This is a genomic window from Neotamlana sargassicola (assembly GCF_020523965.1).
GTDB lineage: Bacteria > Bacteroidota > Bacteroidia > Flavobacteriales > Flavobacteriaceae > Neotamlana > Neotamlana sargassicola.
Genome location: NZ_JAJAPX010000001.1, coordinates 883324 through 903168, shown reverse-complemented (window position 1 = coordinate 903168; position 19845 = coordinate 883324). Strand labels below are relative to the sequence as shown.

The 19845-nt window shown below is 34.0% G+C and carries 20 protein-coding genes; 12 read left to right on the top strand and 8 right to left on the bottom strand.

Annotation, left to right across the window (positions count from 1 at the left end):
* Window positions 1-3: 3 nt before the first annotated feature.
* The 5 genes from hemH to LG651_RS03930 are packed head-to-tail and all read right to left on the bottom strand — an operon-like array spanning window position 4 to window position 3359.
* On the bottom strand, window positions 4-1020 hold the full coding sequence (gene hemH, locus LG651_RS03950) for a ferrochelatase (RefSeq protein WP_226694848.1): 1017 nt from the start codon (window positions 1018-1020) through the stop codon (window positions 4-6).
* 37 nt (window positions 1021-1057) lie between these two features.
* The gene (locus tag LG651_RS03945; protein WP_226694847.1) at window positions 1058-1540 is read right to left on the bottom strand and encodes a hypothetical protein; all 483 of its coding nucleotides are present in this window, start codon (window positions 1538-1540) and stop codon (window positions 1058-1060) included.
* 40 nt (window positions 1541-1580) lie between these two features.
* Entirely contained in the window at window positions 1581-2288 is a 708-nt protein-coding gene (locus LG651_RS03940) for a ThuA domain-containing protein (protein ID WP_226694846.1), read from the bottom strand.
* 3 nt (window positions 2289-2291) lie between these two features.
* Window positions 2292-2453, bottom strand: a complete 162-nt coding sequence (locus LG651_RS03935; RefSeq protein WP_226694845.1) for a hypothetical protein — start codon at window positions 2451-2453, stop codon at window positions 2292-2294.
* A 6-nt stretch (window positions 2454-2459) separates the two neighbouring features.
* On the bottom strand, window positions 2460-3359 hold the full coding sequence (locus LG651_RS03930; protein ID WP_226694844.1) for a helix-turn-helix transcriptional regulator: 900 nt from the start codon (window positions 3357-3359) through the stop codon (window positions 2460-2462).
* A gap of 188 nt (window positions 3360-3547) precedes the next feature.
* Between LG651_RS03930 and hemA the strand changes: the two genes are divergently transcribed.
* The 8 genes from hemA to LG651_RS03890 all read left to right on the top strand — a co-directional run bounded on the left by hemA (window position 3548) and on the right by LG651_RS03890 (window position 10883).
* Window positions 3548-4810, top strand: coding sequence for a glutamyl-tRNA reductase (gene hemA / locus LG651_RS03925; RefSeq protein WP_226694843.1), 1263 nt, complete (start codon window positions 3548-3550; stop codon window positions 4808-4810).
* Entirely contained in the window at window positions 4803-6377 is a 1575-nt protein-coding gene (gene hemC, locus LG651_RS03920) for a hydroxymethylbilane synthase (RefSeq protein WP_226694842.1), read from the top strand. Before hemA ends, hemC begins: the two co-directional genes overlap by 8 nt.
* Before the next feature lie 82 nt (window positions 6378-6459).
* On the top strand, window positions 6460-7485 hold the full coding sequence (hemE, locus tag LG651_RS03915; RefSeq protein ID WP_226694841.1) for a uroporphyrinogen decarboxylase: 1026 nt from the start codon (window positions 6460-6462) through the stop codon (window positions 7483-7485).
* A 149-nt stretch (window positions 7486-7634) separates the two neighbouring features.
* Window positions 7635-8393, top strand: coding sequence for an EI24 domain-containing protein (locus LG651_RS03910; protein WP_226694840.1), 759 nt, complete (start codon window positions 7635-7637; stop codon window positions 8391-8393).
* Window positions 8383-8919 carry a GNAT family N-acetyltransferase gene (locus LG651_RS03905; RefSeq protein ID WP_226694839.1) on the top strand — a complete coding sequence of 179 codons (537 nt, stop codon included), beginning with the start codon at window positions 8383-8385 and terminating at the stop codon, window positions 8917-8919. Before LG651_RS03910 ends, LG651_RS03905 begins: the two co-directional genes overlap by 11 nt.
* 7 nt (window positions 8920-8926) lie before the next feature.
* Window positions 8927-9571: a hypothetical protein gene (locus LG651_RS03900; protein WP_226694838.1), complete on the top strand. Its 645-nt coding sequence runs from the start codon at window positions 8927-8929 to the stop codon at window positions 9569-9571.
* 13 nt (window positions 9572-9584) lie between these two features.
* A complete protein-coding gene (gene hemF / locus LG651_RS03895; protein WP_226694837.1) occupies window positions 9585-10487 on the top strand; it encodes an oxygen-dependent coproporphyrinogen oxidase in 903 nt (300 codons plus the stop codon).
* Window positions 10488-10496: 9 nt separating this feature from the next.
* Window positions 10497-10883 (top strand): YchJ family protein, encoded by a 387-nt coding sequence (locus LG651_RS03890; protein WP_226694836.1) that lies wholly within the window; start codon window positions 10497-10499, stop codon window positions 10881-10883.
* 1 nt (window position 10884) lies between these two features.
* On the opposite strand, the gene LG651_RS03885 is transcribed toward LG651_RS03890, so the two are convergent.
* Window positions 10885-13521, bottom strand: a complete 2637-nt coding sequence (locus LG651_RS03885) for a DEAD/DEAH box helicase family protein (protein WP_226694835.1) — start codon at window positions 13519-13521, stop codon at window positions 10885-10887.
* Window positions 13522-13574: 53 nt separating this feature from the next.
* Here LG651_RS03885 and hemB point away from each other — a divergent pair, with 53 nt between their 5' ends.
* The 3 genes from hemB to mgtE all read left to right on the top strand — a co-directional run bounded on the left by hemB (window position 13575) and on the right by mgtE (window position 16892).
* Window positions 13575-14564, top strand: coding sequence for a porphobilinogen synthase (gene hemB, locus LG651_RS03880; protein WP_226694834.1), 990 nt, complete (start codon window positions 13575-13577; stop codon window positions 14562-14564).
* A gap of 74 nt (window positions 14565-14638) precedes the next feature.
* Window positions 14639-15436, top strand: coding sequence for a 16S rRNA (adenine(1518)-N(6)/adenine(1519)-N(6))-dimethyltransferase RsmA (gene rsmA / locus LG651_RS03875; RefSeq protein WP_226694833.1), 798 nt, complete (start codon window positions 14639-14641; stop codon window positions 15434-15436).
* Between the two features lie 79 nt (window positions 15437-15515).
* Entirely contained in the window at window positions 15516-16892 is a 1377-nt protein-coding gene (mgtE, locus tag LG651_RS03870; protein ID WP_226694832.1) for a magnesium transporter, read from the top strand.
* Window positions 16893-16975: 83 nt separating this feature from the next.
* On the opposite strand, the gene LG651_RS03865 is transcribed toward mgtE, so the two are convergent.
* Both LG651_RS03865 and LG651_RS03860 read right to left on the bottom strand, forming a co-directional pair.
* Window positions 16976-17479, bottom strand: a complete 504-nt coding sequence (locus LG651_RS03865) for a DUF4411 family protein (protein ID WP_226694831.1) — start codon at window positions 17477-17479, stop codon at window positions 16976-16978.
* Window positions 17476-18615, bottom strand: a complete 1140-nt coding sequence (locus LG651_RS03860; protein ID WP_226694830.1) for an ImmA/IrrE family metallo-endopeptidase — start codon at window positions 18613-18615, stop codon at window positions 17476-17478. Before LG651_RS03860 ends, LG651_RS03865 begins: the two co-directional genes overlap by 4 nt.
* Window positions 18616-18879: 264 nt before the next feature.
* On the opposite strand from LG651_RS03860, the gene LG651_RS03855 reads away from it, so the two are divergent.
* Complete coding sequence (locus tag LG651_RS03855; RefSeq protein ID WP_226694829.1) at window positions 18880-19836, top strand: 2-hydroxyacid dehydrogenase; 957 nt, start codon at window positions 18880-18882, stop codon at window positions 19834-19836.
* Window positions 19837-19845: the final 9 nt, after the last annotated feature.

The window sequence follows — 19845 nt, the reverse complement described above, 5'->3', positions numbered from 1 at the left end:
CAACTAATTAGCCCAATTATTTACCCATTTTACGAGTAAATCAACCCATTCTTGATCGTCGTTTAAACAAGGAATAGTTGTAAAATCTTGTCCACCCACTTCATGAAACAGTTCTTGCCCTTCCATTGCAATTTCTTCTAGGGTTTCTAAACAATCGCTTACAAAGGCTGGTGTTACAATGGCCATATTTTTTATGCCTTGTTTTCCTAAACGTTCAATTGTTCTGTCGGTATATGGTTGTAACCAAGGATCGAAGCCTAAACGCGATTGAAACGATGTTGAAAAGCTTCCGGCTTTTAAACCTAATTTTTCGGCTACTAATCGGGTTACTTCTAAACATTGGTGCCTGTAACAAAACTCGTGTGCTTTACTTGGTGTTGCACAACAACTACCATCTATTTTACAATGCGATTTTGTAACGTCGCTTTTACGAATATGGCGTTCTGGAACCCCATGATATGAAAACAACATGTAATCGTAATTTTTATCTTTTACATGAGATTTTATAGCGTTAGAAAGTACATCGATGTAATCTGGTTTGTTATAAAAAGCAGGAAACGATTCTATTTTTAAACTAGGAAAATGCTCTTGACGCAATTGTTCGGTTAAAACGGTAATGGTTTCGGTAGTTGCCATAGCAAATTGCGGATACAACGGGAACAACAACACCTCATCTACTCCTTGATCTACTAAAGCTTGTAATCCTTTTTTAATAGTCATACTACCATATCGCATAGCCAAACCTACAGGTATATCGAGTTGTTCTTGCATTTTTGCTTGAACTCGCTCTGAAATAACAATAAGTGGCGACCCTTCGTCCCACCATATTTTTTGATATGCTGCCGCAGATTGCTTTGGTCTGGTTTTTAATATTATTCCTTTTACCAATGCCGCTCGAGCTATGGTTGGAATATCGATAACGCGCTCGTCCATTAAAAATTCACCTAAATACTTTTTAACATCTTTTGGTGTAGGACTATCTGGCGAACCTAAATTTACAAGTAAAACTCCTTTTTTCATTCTATTTTTTTACGAATATCTTACGTTTTTTAAAACTTTAAAGCATATTGTTATACGAATATGTTACCGTAAAATAAAAATTACTTATGCTAATTGGTTTATTTATGTATTTAAATTTATGAGACATGGCCTCCTGTAAAACTGCTTGAATTTCTGAAGCACTTAAAAACACTTGTTCTTTTGGCATAATTATAGCACAAGCCAGTGCCTCGCCTTGTTCGTTTAAAATATAATCTAAGCTAAAATGAATTTCTTTTTCGGCTTTAAAAATATTTTCTTTTTTTTCTGATTTTACTAAGTTGAAAAAGCTTTCGCTAAACCCATTATGCGCTTTATATTGGGCTTTAGTATGAGATTTTTCGAGTGTATTTTGTATGGTTTTATTTTGGTTCTGAAGCTTCTGTGAATAACCATCAAAGCCATCGGTTTCAAATACTGCATTACTACCTTCCGCGTAAGCGAAAACATGAACCTCCTGTGCCTTTAACTCATTAAAAGAAAAACAAACACTTAGCGCCACAATTATTTTTAATTTAAAAAACGACAGCAATACGATAATACTATTTTCTGTTTAAGCAATAAAATATCCCACCTAATAAATGCTGAAGAAATGTAGGATCGGTGTAAGATGCTTTTGTATGCCCTAAAGCTGTGTAAAACATGCGACCACCATCGAACTCTTGATACCACGCTATAGGATGAAAATCTCCGTTTTCTCCACCTTCGTAAGAACCTTCATCGACTGTTAAAACCACGTTAATTGCATCGCTAATGTTTTTAAAATTATACCATTCGTCGTGCTTTACCCAAGTTTCTTTTAAATGTTTGGTTGCCTCATGTTCACCATTTTCAACATGCATAGTAGCTTCGCATTGTTTTGGGTGGCTTAAAAAGTAAGCGCCAACCAGTTTATTATACCAAGGCCAATTAAACTCGGTATCGGTTGCAGCGTGTACACCTAGAAAGCTTCCACCTTTATTAATGTATTTTTTAAACGCTTGTTCTTGGCTTTCATTTAAAACATTTTTGGTAGTGTTTAAAAATATAACAAGTTGGTATTCCTTTAAATTTTTATAGGTAAACAAACTAGCATCTTCGCTATGGAAAACTTCAAACTGGTTTTCGTTACCAAGTTTTTTAATAGCTTCTGCGCCTACTTCTATAGATTTATGCCTGTAACCATCGGTTTTGCTAAATACCAGAACCTTATCGCCGGCATAAGATAACGCGGTAAAACCTAATAAGATTAATAACCAAAATTGTTTCATGTTTTATTTATTTTGTTGTTCTATTTTTTGCTCGTAGTAATATTTTTGGCGTTCGTTTTTGTTTTCGGTATCCTGAAAAATACCGCAAGACACACCTTGTTTTACTAACGATTTTCTGTTTGCTTCGTTGGCTAATGCTTCAATTTCTGGGGTTAAAAATTTCATAACATATTAATTTAAAGAGGTTACATATTTTTTGGGGGTTGTTCCATATTTCTTCTTAAAAGCCGCAATAAAATGACTTGCTGTACTGTATCCAACTTTTAGGCCAACTTCGTTAACATTATCGTTACCAGCTTCAAGCAATTTACGCGCCACTTCCATTTTGTAATCAAACAAAAAACTAAAAACCGAATCGCCATAAATTTGTTTAAAGCCTTCTTTTAACTTTTTTAGTGTTAAACCAATTTCGTCGGCAAGCTCTTGCAAACTTGGTGGTTCGGCCATTCTGGAGATGATAATATCTTTGGCTTTTCGAATTTTAATAACGTTGGTTTCATCAACTAAAAACGGACATTGTTCTACATTGGCATCTTCACTTCTATTAAAATATAAACTTAATAATTCGTATGCCTTGGCTTTAAAATACAAATTTTTAATGCTCTGATTTAAGTTATAGTTGATTAACTGATTTAAAACTATGGCCATAGACGGCGAAATAACACCATCTTTATAATATTTTTTATCCTTATTTTCTTCACTTAAAAACGTAATATAACCCGCCTCTTGAGAGAATAAACCGTGAAATTTTTTAATTGAAATTAATACCGAAACAATCCAAGAATTAGGGTCGGCTTCTAAATTTATTGGTAATTCGCGCTGCGGATTGTAAAGCAATAGCGCATTTTCTGCTAAAATATTTAAGGCATAACGACCTTGGTTAAATACAAACTTACTACTGCCTTTTAAACAAAAGTGAAACTGAATATAATCGCTATCTATATCTTTTACAATGTTTTGCGTTTCGTTACGATCGTTTTTATACATTAAAATAAAAAAGCCATCGTCTATTTTTGTTTCTTCAAAAGTACTTATAGCGACATTTTCTTTAAAATTCTGAGCGTTATTCATTCTTATTTTATTTAGATTTGTTCTAAATAGAACTATTCAAAACCATTGATTTTACTACAAAAATAACATAATTTGTTGTTATTAATCGAAAATAACGCTAAAAAACCCTTAACGACACTAAAAGTTCTTTGAGCGTTATTTTTATTTAAACCAACCACATATTTTTGTTTCAGATTTCAGGTTTGAATATGCAGCAGTACAACATTTCGAAAAGTAGCTCCTTTTACGCCATTGGTTTAAGTTATAAAAAAGCCGATGCCGAAGTAAGAGGATATTTTAGTTTAGATGATGAAGCAAAACAAAAGCTATTAATACAAGCAAAAGGCAACGGTATTGATAGTCTTATTGTTATTTCTACCTGCAACCGCACCGAAATCTACGGATTTGCACAACACCCTTATCAACTTATACAATTACTTTGCGATAACACACGCGGTACTGTTGAAGCCTTTAGAGAAGTAGCATACATTTACAAAAACCAAGAAGCCATTTCGCACATGTTTCGTGTAGGTTCTGGTTTAGATAGCCAAATTCTTGGCGATTTCGAAATTATTAGTCAGTTAAAAATTAGCGCACGTATTTCTAAAAAACACGACTTACTCAACCCGTTTTCAGAGCGTTTACTAAATGCTATAATTCAAGCGAGTAAACGTATAAAAACTGAAACAGGGATTTCGTCTGGCGCAACATCAGTTTCATTTGCTTCGGTTCAATATATTTTTAATACTGTTAAAGATATTCCTAGTAAAAATATTTTGCTTTTTGGAACCGGAAAAATAGGAAGAAACACCTGTGAAAACCTTGTAAAACACACAAAAAACGAGCATATTACTTTAATAAATCGTACCAAAACTAAAGCTGAAGAAATTGCTGGCAAGTTTAATTTAGTGGTTAAAGATTATGCCAATTTACAAGAAGAATTAAGCAAATCGGACATTTTAATTGTCGCCACAGGAGCACAACGCCCAACTATCGATAAATATTTAATTCAGAATAAAAAACCCTTATTAATTCTCGATTTATCTATACCTAAAAATGTAGATGAAAACGTAAAAGAACTAGATAACGTTACTCTGGTACATTTAGATCATCTATCAAAAATTACAGATGAAACCTTAGAAGCTAGAAAAAAATACATTCCTGTTGCAGAAACCATTATTGAAGATGTTAAAGCAGATTTTAACGCATGGTTAGAAACTAGAAAATTTGCACCAACAATAAAAGCTTTAAAACACAAGTTAAACGATTTTGCCGTTGCCGAACTCGATGTGCAACGTAAAAAACTATCCGATTTTAACGAAGCACAAGCGGAATTAATTAGTAATAACATTATACAAAAAATAACAAATCACTTTGCGCATCATTTAAAAGATGATAATATTTCTACCGACGATAGTTTAGAACTAATTAAAAAAGTGTTTCAATTAGAGCCTTCCACAAAAAATGTCTAAAATCATAAAAATAGGTACCCGCGATAGCGAATTAGCGTTATGGCAGGCCAAAACTGTACAACAACAACTCGAACATTTAGGATATAAAAGCGAGCTAGTTCCTGTAAAATCTACAGGCGATATTGTACTCGACAAGCCGCTTTACGAGCTTGGAATTACTGGTATTTTTACCAAAACTCTAGATATTGCTTTACTAAATAAAGATATAGATATTGCTGTGCATTCGTTAAAAGATGTGCCAACCATTTTACCAAAAGGCGTAAAACAAGTGGCTGTTTTAAAACGTGGCAATGTTAACGATACGTTGGTTTTTAAAGATAACGAAGAGTTTTTAGGAGCTAAAAATGCAACTATTGCCACCGGAAGTTTACGCAGGCGTGCACAATGGCTAAACCGCTATCCAACCCACAACGTTGTAGATTTACGCGGAAACGTAAACTCGCGTTTAGAAAAACTACAAAACAACGATTGGAATGGTGCTATTTTTGCCGCTGCAGGTATTGGTAGAATTGGAATAAGACCAACCGAGTCCATAAATTTAGATTGGATGATTCCTGCTCCCGCACAAGGCGCCATAATGATTGCTGCTCTGGCCGAAAACGACTTTGCAGTTGAAGCTTGCGAACTCCTTAACCACGAAGAAACCGAAATTTGCACAACCATAGAACGCGAATTTTTAAACAAACTTGAAGGCGGTTGTACCGCACCAATAGGCGCTTTAGCTAAAATTAAAGATGAAGAAGTTTCATTTAAAGGCATTCTTTTAAGCAAAGATGGAAGCAAAAAAATAGAAGTAACACGCGTTGAAAAACTTGGCAAACACCACGATATTGCAACCTACGCTTCAAATTATATTATAGAACGTGGTGGTAAACGTTTAATGGACGATATTAAAAACGAAGGCAAGCAAACCAACGTGTATTCAACAAAATCCTTAACCGAAGACCAACGTTTACTTTTTAGCGGTGCTATAAAAGCCGAAAGTTCAGATTTTATAAAAACTAACCCCAACCGCATTTTAAAACATATAATAAAAAACGAAATTGAAAACGTTATTATTACAAGTAAAAACGCTGTTGATGCTTTACTAACCAACTTTTCGGCACCCGAGTTACAATTTAAAAATATTTACTGTGTTGGCCGTCGTACAAAACGTTTAATTGAAAACAAAATTGGCAAAGTAAAGCACTCCGAAAAAAACGCAAAAGCTTTAGCCGAACATTTAGTTGAATATATTGAAGGCACCGAAGTCACTTACTTTTGTAGCAATTTAAGGCTAGACGAGTTACCAAATATTTTAGAAAACAATAATATTAAAGTAAACGAAGTTGAAGCTTACCAAACCAAATTCGATGCTGTAGAGCTTCCAAAATCAGTAAAGAGTGTGCTGTTTTTTAGCCCAAGTACCGTACAAAGTTACAAGCAAAAAAACGACAACGATATTACAGCATTTTGCATAGGTGAAACCACTGCCAAAGAAGCTCGAAAACATTTTAAAGAAGTAAAAATAGCAAAAGTACCAACCGTAGAAAGCGTTATCGAGTTGGTTAATAAACACCTTGTATAATGGTTGCTAGTTAATAGTTTCCGGTTATTTGTCATTAAACAAAACCCAACTAACAACTAACAACCAACAACCAAAAGCTAACATGATAAAAAACGATTTATTTTTAAGAGCATTAAAAGGAGAAACCGTAGAACGTCCACCCGTATGGATGATGCGTCAAGCAGGTCGCTATCTACCAGAGTTCATGGAAATTAAAGAAAAATACGATTTCTTTACACGTTGCCAAACTCCAGAACTTGCTAGCGAAATTACCGTTCAACCTATTCGTCGTTACGGTATGGATGCCGCTATTTTATTCAGCGATATTTTAGTAATTCCGCAAGCCATGAATATTGAGGTGCAAATGAAACCCAATTTTGGCCCGTATTTACCAAACCCAATTCGTACACAAAAAGATGTAGACAATGTAGTTGTACCAGATGTTACAGTAGAGTTAGACTACGTTTACAAAGCCATAAAAGCCACTAAAGAAAAGCTAAACAACGAAATACCATTAATAGGTTTCGCAGGTTCACCTTGGACAATACTTTGTTATTGCGTGCAAGGTCAAGGCAGTAAAACTTACGATAAAGCCAAAAAATTCTGCTTTACAAACCCTGTTGCGGCACACCAAATGCTGCAAAAAATTACCGACACAACTATTGCCTACTTAAAACAAAAAGTAAAAGCAGGTTGTAACGCCATACAAGTATTCGATTCTTGGGGTGGTATGCTGTCACCAACCGATTATCAAGAATTTTCTTGGCAATACATACAGCAAATAATCGATGCTTTAAAAGATGAAACACCAGTAATTGCCTTTGGTAAAGGCTGTTGGTTTGCCCTAGATGTTATGGCAAAATCTGGAGCTTCTGCCCTTGGTGTAGACTGGACTTGCTCTCCAAAAAACGCCCGTTATTTAACCGGTGGTAATATTACCCTTCAAGGTAATTTCGATCCAACACGATTGTATTCTTCACCAGAAAAAATAAAAGAAATGGTTACAGAAATGATTAACCAATTTGGTAAAGACAAATACATCGTAAATCTAGGGCACGGTATTTTACCAGACATACCTTTAGAAAACGCAAAAGCCTTTATCGATGCTGTAAAAAGCTATAAAGCCTAAAATAAATTGGGCGTTACCTACTTTTTTAAGTAACAATTAGTCATAAATTTCAACTAATAGAAATAAAAAAGTAGGTCGCGCTTTCACTACTCGCTCTCTGCGAGGAGCTCAAACAGACCGTTCAATCGCTAACGCAAAACGAAGAACGCATGCTAAAAAACATCATTTCAGGAATTAAAGCATACTTTGGTGCTTTCGGTTTAATAACAAAACTAAAACTCTGGAAATACTTTGCTATACCTATGTTAATTAGTGTTATTACAGCCATAATTATTTTTGGTTCTGCTTATGCGCTTTCAGATAACATCGGGCATTTTATAGCCAAAATCTGGATCTGGGATTGGGGTCACGAAACCTTCACAACCATAAGCGCGTTTATTGGCGGTTTAGTTATATTAGTAATTGGTTTAATTCTGTTTAAACACATCATAATGGCGCTTTCTGCACCATTTATGAGTCCTGTTTCCGAAAAAATTGAAGCGCATATAACAGGTAAAACCATTCATTACCATCGTAACACCACTTTTAAAGAACAACTGTGGCGTGGTATTCGAGTAAATGTTAGAAATTTAGGCATGGAACTACTTTACACAATTCCTATTTTGCTTTTAAAATTCATTCCAGTAATAAACATCTTTTCATCCGTTTTACTATTTTTAATGCAAGCCTACTATGCCGGTTTTGGTAATATGGATTACACTTTAGAACGCCATTTTAAATACCAAGAAAGCATTCAGTTTGTTAAAAAAAATCGCGGAATAGCCATCGGCAACGGTATTGTATTCCTACTCATTTTACTAATTCCTATAATTGGTTTTGTATTAGTACTACCGCTTTCTGTAACTGCAGCATCGGTTACAACTATAAATGCTTTAAAATCGAACAACAAACCGCAACATGCTGTATAATTCAACGCTATTTGAAATACATACCATTTCAGAAAAAGATGCTTGGAGCATTTGCGATTTTGTATCAGCCAACGAAGATAGATTAAAACGCTATTTCCCATTAACATTAGCACAAAATTTAACACCAGATTTAGCGCAACTTTTTGTAGCAAAAAAAGTAAAAGAGTTCAATGCAAAAAAAGAATTCCTATTCACATTAAAACCCAATAATTCTAAAAAAATAATAGGTCTCATCTATTTAAAAGCCCTAAACTGGAATACAAAACAAGGCGAATTTGCTTATGCTATCGATTATAATTTTGAAGGCAAAGGCATGATTTCAAAAGCTATAAAATTCTTGTCTCAATATGCTTTTCAAGAATTTAAGTTAGAAACCCTTCAAATTATTGTTCACCACACCAATATTGCAAGTATTAAAGTTGCAGAAAATTGTAAATTTACTTGGATAAAAACCCTTGAAAAAGAACACACGCCTCCCGGCGAAAACCCATTAGACATGGAGCTTTACGAATTTTATAAGCCATAATGTATTAATGAATATTATTGAAAAATACGACAAACCGTTTCAGTACGCAGGAATAGCATTAAACATTATAATGGCTTACCATTTCTGTATGCTTTGGTTCGAACCTACGATTTTAGATGTCGATAAATTACTGTCTTTTATAAGCTTAATTGCATTCGAGTTTGTAATGGTGCATTCAGGAATTTTTATGTCTGTAATGCCTAAACACATCTCGTTATTTTTAATGGTTCCCTTTTATGGTGTTTTTGCTTATGCATTTAATAAAATGACTGATGACAACACAATTCTAATTCTATATTGCGTAGTGGTTTTTAACCGCATGCGTTTTGCTTTTTCAGATGTAAGTAAAGCCCTAAAAACTAGAGTTGCAGCAATTGCTTTTTCTTCTATGGGAGTTTATTTTGTGTTTGTTTTTGTTATTTTAATATGTAGCTCATATATACCTTACTTAGGCTTAACACCAGAGTTTTTAAAACAATCGAAGTATTTTGATCACACAACTGCTACTGGAGAATTTATTGAAAAACCGCATATTACCATGTGTTTTGGTCTAGTTTATTATTTAGGATTAACTATGGTAGAAGCTTATTTTTTAAGTTGGCAACCAGCACCTAAAAAAAGTCAATCGACCCCAAAAATTAAAAATTTTTAAAAAAACATTCGAAATGAAAGATACCTTTTTTAAATATATACACGAATTACAAGATAAAATTACCTCAACCTTAGAAGCCTTAGACGGTAAAGCCAAATTTCAAGAAGACCTTTGGAAACGACCAGAAGGTGGCGGCGGTCGCACCCGAGTTATAGAAAACGGAAATGTTTTTGAAAAAGGCGGTGTAAACATTTCTGGTGTACATGGTAAACTTCCCGACTCAATGCAAAAATATTTTGGTGTAGAAGATGCCGATTTTTTTGCCTGCGGATTAAGTTTGGTTTTGCACCCTAAAAACCCAATGGTGCCAACCGTTCATGCCAATTGGCGTTATTTCGAAATGTATGATAAAGACGGAAAAATTGTAGACCAATGGTTTGGTGGCGGACAAGATTTAACGCCCTATTATTTATTTGAAGAAGACGCGAAACACTTTCACCAAACTTGTAAAACGGCTTGCGACAAACATAATCCTGAGTTTTACCCGAAATATAAAGCGCGCTGCGACGAATATTTTTATAATGCACACCGCAATGAAGGTCGTGGTATTGGCGGCTTGTTTTTCGATTATTGTAAAGCAACCGAAACTATGAATATGCAAGATTGGTATAATTTTGTAACCGAAGTTGGCAACAGTTTCTTAGAAGCTTACGTGCCTATTGTTGAAAACCGCAAAGATTTACCATATACCGAAGCCAATAGAAATTGGCAAGAAATTCGTCGTGGTCGTTATGTAGAATTTAATTTAGTGCACGATAAAGGCACCCTTTTTGGGCTAAAAACAAACGGACGAATAGAAAGTATTTTAATGAGTTTGCCACCACATGTACAATGGGTTTACAATCATCAACCAGAATCAGGCAGCGAAGAAGAAAAATTAATTAAAGTATTACAAAATCCTGTAAACTGGGTTTAATTATTAAATATGAATTGCTACTGCGGACAACCAAAAACTTACGCCAACTGCTGCGAACAAGTACATAAAAACATAGAGAAAGCAAAAACGGCCGAACAGCTTATGCGTTCTAGATATTCAGCTTTTGTTACTGCTAATGGCGAATATTTAATGCAAAGTCATCACTCCTCAACCAGACCAATTAAAGAGAAAAAAGCCATTGTAAAATGGGCAAAATCTGTAGAATGGATTAAACTAGATGTTCTAGAAACAACAAAAGGAACAGAAAACGACACCGAAGGCACCGTAACTTTTAAAGCTTATTTTTACGAAAACGGAAAAGTAGCTGTTATTCACGAAAAATCGGCTTTTGTAAAAGAAAATAACAAATGGTATTATTTAGGCTTGAGTAAATAATTTACTTCCAAACAGTAACTTCTTTCGATACTTCTTTAAAAGCATTATAAACATGAAATAACCTTGCTTTTAGAAGTAACTTTCTACCTTCAACTTGCCTGGTAAACACCAGTTTATTTCTTCCTAAAAATTTTGTCCAATACTTTTTAAAAACCAAGGCATTATTTTTCTTGTTTCCAAATAGTTCCGGAACCGGATAAAAATTTTCGGTTTTAAATCGTTTTCTAAATAAACTAGTTTTTATAATAAGGTAGCGCGGCGAATCTACCGGATCTAAAACTTCGGTTAATGCTTTTGTAAATAAGGCATTTTCATAATTATTAGCACCAACCAAACTACAAACTACATCACCTTTATTTATGCGTTCTGCAACCACTTCAATATTGCGAATATCGGTGTTTAAAATCTTTAAGTCCTTAAAAGTGTAAAGTATGGCTAAACCTATTTTTTTAATTTTTTTATGCAAATATCCATAACGCAAATACAAAATAACCGCTTTGTACAGTTTATAACCAAATCTAAAAACAAAGGCAGCAAAAAATGCATAAATAAAATAAGAAAGGCCGCGACTAATTACAAGTTGTATACCTTTTAAAATAAACTCAAAATAAAACCACAACATGGTTATCATTAATTCCACTACAAAAAAACGAACCACATCGAAAAAATAAACCTGTTTTTGGGCTTTAAAAGGTTTCTCTCCAGTATGTAACAAACTAACTTGCTTGGTTAATTTACTGCCTTTACCAATAGATGTTTGCCATTGTTTTGATATTAATGGTCGTTGTTTTGCTTTTTCTAATGTTTGATTATTAAGATGCTCGATATCGCTAACCGAAATAGCTTCAGGAAAGTTAAGTCGATCGAAACCATTGGATATAAACGGTATTGTGGTATTTGTTATTCCAACAAAAGCTTCAAAACGACGTTTTAAAATATCAACTTCACGCCCACCGTTAGTCACCGTTGGATCTATACAGGCTAAATGCCAAACATTTCCTGTTTTATTTGGTTTCTCGGCATCCTTTCGGATAGCGCGACCTCGCATTTGGTTTGAAGACACAAAAGAACCTACAAACGATGCCAAAATTAAACTGTTAATTGAAGGCGCATCCCAACCTTCGCCTAACAACGATTTTGTACCAATTAAAACCTTAATGGTTCCGTTTTCAAAAAGTTTGGTTAGTATTTCAACAATGGAATTTTTAGACCTGTTTTTTTGCTCAACCTGCACAAACGAATTATCACTTTCTAATGGAATAAAGGAAAAATTATGGAGTGGCTCAATTTCCGCGAAAGCGTTAAAAATAGCTTTATTAATAATTACAACGCTTCCGGTTAATACGGCTAAATCTTCATGATGCGAACAATAGTTTTTTACATATTTAAAAATGGGTAAAACGCCAATTTTATTTATGGTTTCAATACTTGAAAACGTGGTGTTTAAAAACTCTTTTCGAATATAATCGGTTAAAATAACGCAACTTAAATTGGTTCCTAACGCTGCACTTTCTGCCGAAACAATATCTACAATACTTTTTAATTTACTCGGGCTGTAAGCTAAAGATTTATATAGCAATTGTTTGCCAACAAAATTGACTTGCTTTCTTTCGAAAACATTTAGTTTTCGTAATTTTTTTTCTAGAGTTAACAAGTAATCTTCATCATTTATTAGTTGTTCTCTATCGGTAACCAATAAATTTTGAAATAAAATCTCTAACCATTCTAGGTTTAATTCTGGAAATTTTATGTTTTCATATTTATTAAAACCTAAAATTTCTAATTTTTCGGGTTCTACAGAAATTCCGCAACTGTTTAAAAAGATTAAAATTGATGAGAAATACGATGTATTCGTGTAAATATCATCTAAATTCACCTTTGGGTTTTTATAAAACCGATGTTCCTGTAAAAAACGAATAAACGCTTCGTCCTGCCCTAAATCATCTTTAAACTGAGCAATTTTCTTTCGGTATTCAACAATGAAGTTAATTTCTAAATCGTTGGGTTTAGAAAAATATACGAAATCTTGATGCGGACTTAAATCGTTTTCTTTCACCAAATCGGGCACCGCAATCTCATCGTCTACTTCGCCACAAAGTGTAAAATATTTGGTGAGTTCACTTCGGCTACTATCGTAAGGTGGTGTTGCAGTTAAAGCAACCGTAAAAAATGAATTTCTGTTTTTTAAAGCCATAAGGCATTTCCACCAAGCACTTTTTAAATGATGAGCTTCATCTAAAACAACGGTTTCAACGTTATGATATTTAAAGAATTTGAAATAGTCTTCTTTATCTTCAAACGATTTATAAAAGGCATGAAGCGATTGGTAAGTTGAAAACGTAACGTCTTTGGGCGATTTTATATCGAATGAAAAGTTTTTGAAATCATTATTCTTAACAAAAAACTCTTGAAGCCTGTTTTCCCATTGATTTCGAATGGTTAAAGTAGGTGCTAAAACCAATGTTTTTTTACCTAATCGTCTTAAAATTTCGATACCTAAAATGGTTTTTCCAGATCCAGGAGGTGCAATAACATGAAAATGATAGTCTGAAACATGACTATCGAAATTTTGCAAAAAAGATTCTTGATAACTCCTCCAAGGAAACTTAAATTCTAAAACACTTAAGGATTCTAACAATACAAAATGGGTTTTAATGATTAACTTTGTACTCGATAAAAGTAACAAAAACTATGTACCCATTACGAAGAAATAGAAGATTAAGAACGAACGAGGCTATTCGCAGTTTAGTTCGAGAAACTGTTATAACGCCTAACGATTTTTTAGTACCACTTTTTGTAGTTGAAGGTAAAGGTGTAAAAGACGAAATTGCATCCATGCCCAATTACTTTCGTTATAGTTTAGATTTATTAGAAAAAGAAGTTAAAGAATTATGGGGTTTAGGCTTAAAAGCTGTATTACTTTTTGCAAAAGTTCCAGACCATTTAAAAGACAATAAAGGCACCGAAGCCTTAAACCCAAATGGCTTAATGCAACGCGCGGTTAAAACCGTAAAAAATGCCTGTCCAGATATGTTGGTAATGACCGATATTGCTCTAGACCCTTACTCTTCGGTTGGTCACGATGGCATTGTACAAAACGGCATGATAATTAACGACGAATCGGCAGAAGTTTTAGCAAAAATGGCCTTAACCCACGCTCAAGCTGGAGCCGATTTTGTGGCACCAAGCGACATGAACGATGGGCGCACTTTAAAAATTCGCGAGTTATTAGAGCAAGAAGGTTTTATAAATACAGGTATTATGGCTTACACCGCTAAATATGCCTCATCTTTTTACGGGCCATTTCGTGATGCTCTGGATTCTGCTCCTGTTGATTTAGTTGATGTACCAAAAGATAAAAAAACCTACCAAATGGATTTTGGTAACAGAATAGAAGCGGTTCGTGAAACTTTAATTGATATTGAAGAAGGCGCCGATATTGTTATGGTAAAACCAGGAATTTCATATTTAGATATTCTTCGAGATATTAAAAACGAAGTCGATGTGCCTGTTGCTGTATATCAAGTTTCTGGCGAATACGCCATGATTAAAGCAGCAGCCGAAAAAGGTTGGTTAAACCACGACCAAATTATGTTAGAAACCACTATAGCGTTTAAACGTGCTGGAGCCGATATTATAACAAGTTATTTTGCTAAAGATGTAGTAAAATTATTAGGTTAAAATTTTAAAACCCTTTAGTAAAAAGCAATCCTGAAGGGTTTTGTATCTTTGTACCCTAAAAAAGGCATCTATTCGTGGTAAAAAACTCCAACAATCATCAGGTAAAAGCAAAAAAGCATTTAGGACAACATTTTTTAAATGATGAAACGGTTGCCGAAAAAATAGCCAATACACTTTCACTACAAGGCTATAAAAATGTGCTAGAAATAGGGCCAGGAATGGGTGTGCTCACAAAGTATTTACTAAAAAAAGACTGTACCGCTTACGTTATAGAAATAGATAGCGAATCTGTAGAATACTTGCAGAACAACTACCAAAATTTAGCACCACGAATAATAGAAAAAGACTTTTTAAAGTACAATTTAAACGAGGTTTTTAATAACGAACCTTTGGCCATAATAGGTAACTTTCCGTATAACATATCTAGCCAAATTGTATTTAAAACTTTAGAAATGCGTGATCAAATTCCAGAATTTTCCGGAATGTTTCAAAAAGAAGTGGCGCAACGTATTTGCTCAAAAGAAGGCAGTAAAGTTTACGGTATTTTATCGGTTTTAACACAAGCTTTTTACGATGCCGAATACTTGTTTACTGTGCCACCAAACGTATTTAACCCGCCACCAAAAGTCGATTCTGGCGTGCTTATTTTAAAGCGCAAAGAAAACTACCAATTACCTTGCGACGAAAAATTATTTTTTAGGGTGGTAAAAACCGCATTTCAGCAACGCCGAAAAACACTTCGTAACAGTTTAAAAACATTCAATCTGTCCGATAATTTAAAAGCAAATACTATCTTTGGGCAGCGGCCAGAACAATTAAGCGTAGAACAGTTTTTAGAACTTACGCAACTTATTGATAACGACCAGAATTAATAAAGTTTCATAGAATTTCAAATTATGCATAAGTTACAAAAATTATGCATCAGGAAATTTCAAAACACGGTGAAATCTCATGTCAGAAGAAAAAGAAAATAGCCAATTTCAGTTAACAGATACGCTTTTAGAGCAAGTGGAGTTACTTATCGAAACCCAAAACGATAAGGAACTTAAACGTGTTATGGACGAGTTTCATTACGCCGACATTGCCGAAATTCTAGATGAATTAAATCTAGAACAAGCCATGTACGTTATAAAACTTCTAGATTCTGAAACTACCGCCGATATTTTAATGGAGCTCGATGAAGACAATCGAGAAAAAGTATTAAAAAACCTATCAGCAAAAGAAATTGCCGAAGAAGTTGAAGAGCTCGATACCGATGATGCTGCCGATATTATTGCCGAATTACCTGAAGAACGCCAACAAGCTGTAATAGACCAAATAGAAGACGAGGCACACAAAGCCGAAATTACCGAGTTATTAACCTACGACGACGATGTTGCCGGAGGACTCATGGCTAAAGAACTTGTAAAAGTTTACGAAACCTGGACTGTAGCCGGTTGTTTACGCCGAATTCGCGGGCAAGCTAAAGACGTAAAACGTGTACACTCCATTTATGTAGTCGATAAGCAAGATCGATTAATTGGGCGCCTTTCGTTAAAAGATTTAATCGTAGCTAAAAGCGAACAAAAAATCGCCGATATTTATATATCTAATGTCGATTATGTGAACGTAAACGAAGATGCCGAAGAAGTAGCCAAAATTATGGCAAAGTACGATTTAGAAGCCATTCCAGTAATTGAAAGCGACGACAATAAGGTACTTTTAGGCCGCATAACCATCGACGATATTGTCGATGTTTTAAAAGAAGAAGCCGACAAAGATTACCAAATGGCCGCAGGTATTACAAGCGATGTCGAAGCCGACGATAGCATCATACAACTCACCAAAGCCCGTTTACCATGGTTATTTCTTGGTTTAGTTGGTGGTGTAGGCGCTTTTTTAATTATGGAAGGGTTCCACGAAGCTTTTAGTAAATATGCCGTATTATTTTTCTTTACACCGTTAATTGCCGCCATGGCAGGAAACGTAGGTGTACAATCTAGCGCCATAATTGTTCAAGGTCTGGCAAACGACGATGTAAAAGGAAGTATAAACAGTCGTCTGTTAAAAGAAATGCTACTCGCAGCCCTAAACGGACTAATTCTCGCCTTATTTTTATTTGTATTTGTATGGATAGCACAAGGCGAAGCCAACACCGCATTAGCCGTATCAATTTCCTTAGTTGTGGTAATAATTGTAGCCGGATTAATAGGCACATTTGTACCCTTATTTCTAGATAAACGCGGTATCGATCCAGCCATTGCTACAGGGCCATTTATAACCACCAGTAACGATATTTTTGGCATCTTAATTTACTTTTCAATAGCCAAACTTATTCTAGGAATCTAGATTTTTGTTGAAATTACCAAACCATTAAAATAATTTTTATAAACTAGATATTATTTTAATTATTAAAGTTATTATTTGTGATGCTAAAAGCTTTCTTTTAGCTCTCTAAACATCTGTATTGTATCAATATGTCTTATATTAAATTGATTACAAACTTCAGGTATTTTTATTCTGTTTTTTCTTTCAGGTTGGCTTTTTTCATAAGTAACAATAGTCCAATTATTACTCATAGCGAAAGCAACAAGCCAAGGGTCAGCCAAGTCAGTTTCAAGAAATTCCTGGATCGCATTTGGCGAGAAATGATGGGACATAGAATTTGCCCAATTTACAATCGAAATATAATTTTGAAGAACAGTATCTGTGTTGATAAAAAAATCGTCTGGTAAATTAGAATCACACCATATTTTAAGTTCATCTTCGTGAGAAGAATTATCATAAATTTCTTTCTTTACTTTATCAATACTTACTATAGTTCCATTTTGAGATAATACATTGACTTTTACCCAAAAACTTTGAACAACATCAAGAGGATAAATTGAACGATGAGCTTGTATAAAGAAGTTGGAATCTACAATGTATTTACTCATACTTGATATAGATATTCGTTAATAAACTTCTCGTACGTGTTACCTTTTAAACTAGTTAATTTATAAGCATCTCTATATAAAAGATTGTTTTCGTTTACTGCATTATTAACATAACTAGCAAATCTTAAACTAATTCTCTTTTTAGCAGTAGCATAAAAATTACCACCAGAACTTTGATTTTCTTTTTTGTTTTTAAATTCAGCTATATAATTGTTATAAAATTCAAAAAAAGAAGGTTTAGTAATTAAATTTAAATCTAACGCTCTTCTTGCAATTACAATTGGACTAACTTTAAAAACTCTACTTAAATATTTTATATCTTGACTGTTATTCCATTTTTCTCTAAAGAAAATTTCCGGCACTAAAAATTCTGCTGCAACTTTATCACATAATAATTCAGTTGGGTCATTAGCAGGAAGCATTTGTTTATTATCAAACCCAGCACTTTCTCCTAACCAAATATGAGCAACTTCGTGTATTAAAGTAAACATTTGAGCAGCTTTAGCATCTGCGGAATTTACAAATAGAAAAGGTGCTTTATTATTTACTAAAACAAAACCTCTACATTCTTCGACTGAAATTTTTCTTCTAGTATTGTTTCCAACAATTCCATTAAAATTGATAATTATCCCAATTTCCTCAATTTGTAATGTCAAATAATCTAAAGCCTGTTCCCAAGTTCCAAGTTTACTCGCCCAATTAACAGGTAATTTTAAAGTATTTCTAATGTCTTTTGCAATTTCTTTATAATCAGAGCTGTCATTGTATTTTCCAACAAAATCTAAATCAGGATAACCACTTTCTTTAAGATAGTTCGTCAACCAATTTTGTCTATCTTTTATAATTTGGATTGTATGATAAACATTTAAAGAAACTTTATCTCTAGGTGCTCCTCCTGTTCTAAAAAAAGGTATTGGGATTTCCTCTTTAGGTGGTTCATTCATAAACATATATCCAAAAGGTACATGAACTTTATGAGTAAAGTTTTCTAATTGCTTTAAAGTAGGTTTCTTATTTCCTTCTATCCAATCTAAAACATCAGGATTATCCGCATAAAATTCCTCCAGACTATTACCTGCTCGAGTAATTGCCCAGTTTATAATTTCAGAATTTATATTTTCAATCCTTGTTGCCATTAGACAAATATAATTTAATATTTATAATTAGCTGTTTTTTTATCTTTAGTCGGCCGTTTCATGAAATACATACAGCGCATATTATTGATTTAAATCGCTCTACAACATAGATAAAAAAATTGCAGGAATAAATAAATTGAGATTTGCATGAGTTTCAAATTTTTGCTGTTAAATAAAATATTAATCTAAAAAATACAGCAATTTTTTATGCACACTTTTAGTTAGTTAAAAAGAATTAGAATAAAAACTTCGTAATTTTACAACATGAAAATACTTCACCTAGATTCCAACCATGAGTTATTAATAAATCAATTAAACGATTTAGGATTTACAAACCACACCGATTTTACAGCTTCAAAAGAAGCAATTGAAGCAAAAATTTCAAACTACGATGGTATTGTAATCCGTAGTCGTTTTACTATCGATAAACAATTTCTAGATGCCGCCACTAATTTAAAATTTATTGGTCGTGTTGGAGCCGGTTTAGAAAACATAGACTGCGATTATGCCGAAGCCAAAGGCATTCATTTAATATCTGCTCCAGAAGGTAACCGAAACGCTGTTGGCGAACATAGCTTAGGCATGCTGTTATCGCTTTTTAATAAATTAAACCAAGCCGATGCCGAAGTTAGAAGCGGTAAATGGCTTCGTGAGGCCAACCGAGGTATAGAACTCGATGGCAGAACCGTTGGGCTAATTGGTTATGGCAATATGGGAAATGCCTTTTCTAAAAAACTACGTGGTTTCGATGTAGAGGTGTTGTGTTACGATATTAAAGAAGGCGTTGGTAACGAAAATGCTAAACAAGTATCGCTTAAAGAATTTCAAGAAAAGGTAGATGTAGTAAGTTTACACACGCCACAAACACCACTTACTTTAAACATGATTAATGCCGATTTTATAAACGGCTTTAAAAAACCATTTTGGTTAATAAACACCGCGCGAGGTAAAAGTGTGGTAACAAAAGATTTAGTTGCCGCTTTAAAATCTGGTAAAATATTAGGCGCAGGTTTAGATGTTTTAGAATACGAAAAAACATCGTTCGAGAACCTATTTAAACAAGACGATACATCGGGCGCAGTGGAAATGCCAGAAGCGTTTCAGTATTTAATCAAAGCTAAAAATGTGTTATTAACACCGCATGTTGCTGGTTGGACTGTAGAAAGTAAAGAAAAACTAGCCCAAACCATTGTAGATAAAATTAAAGCTAAATTTTGTTAACTTTAGGTT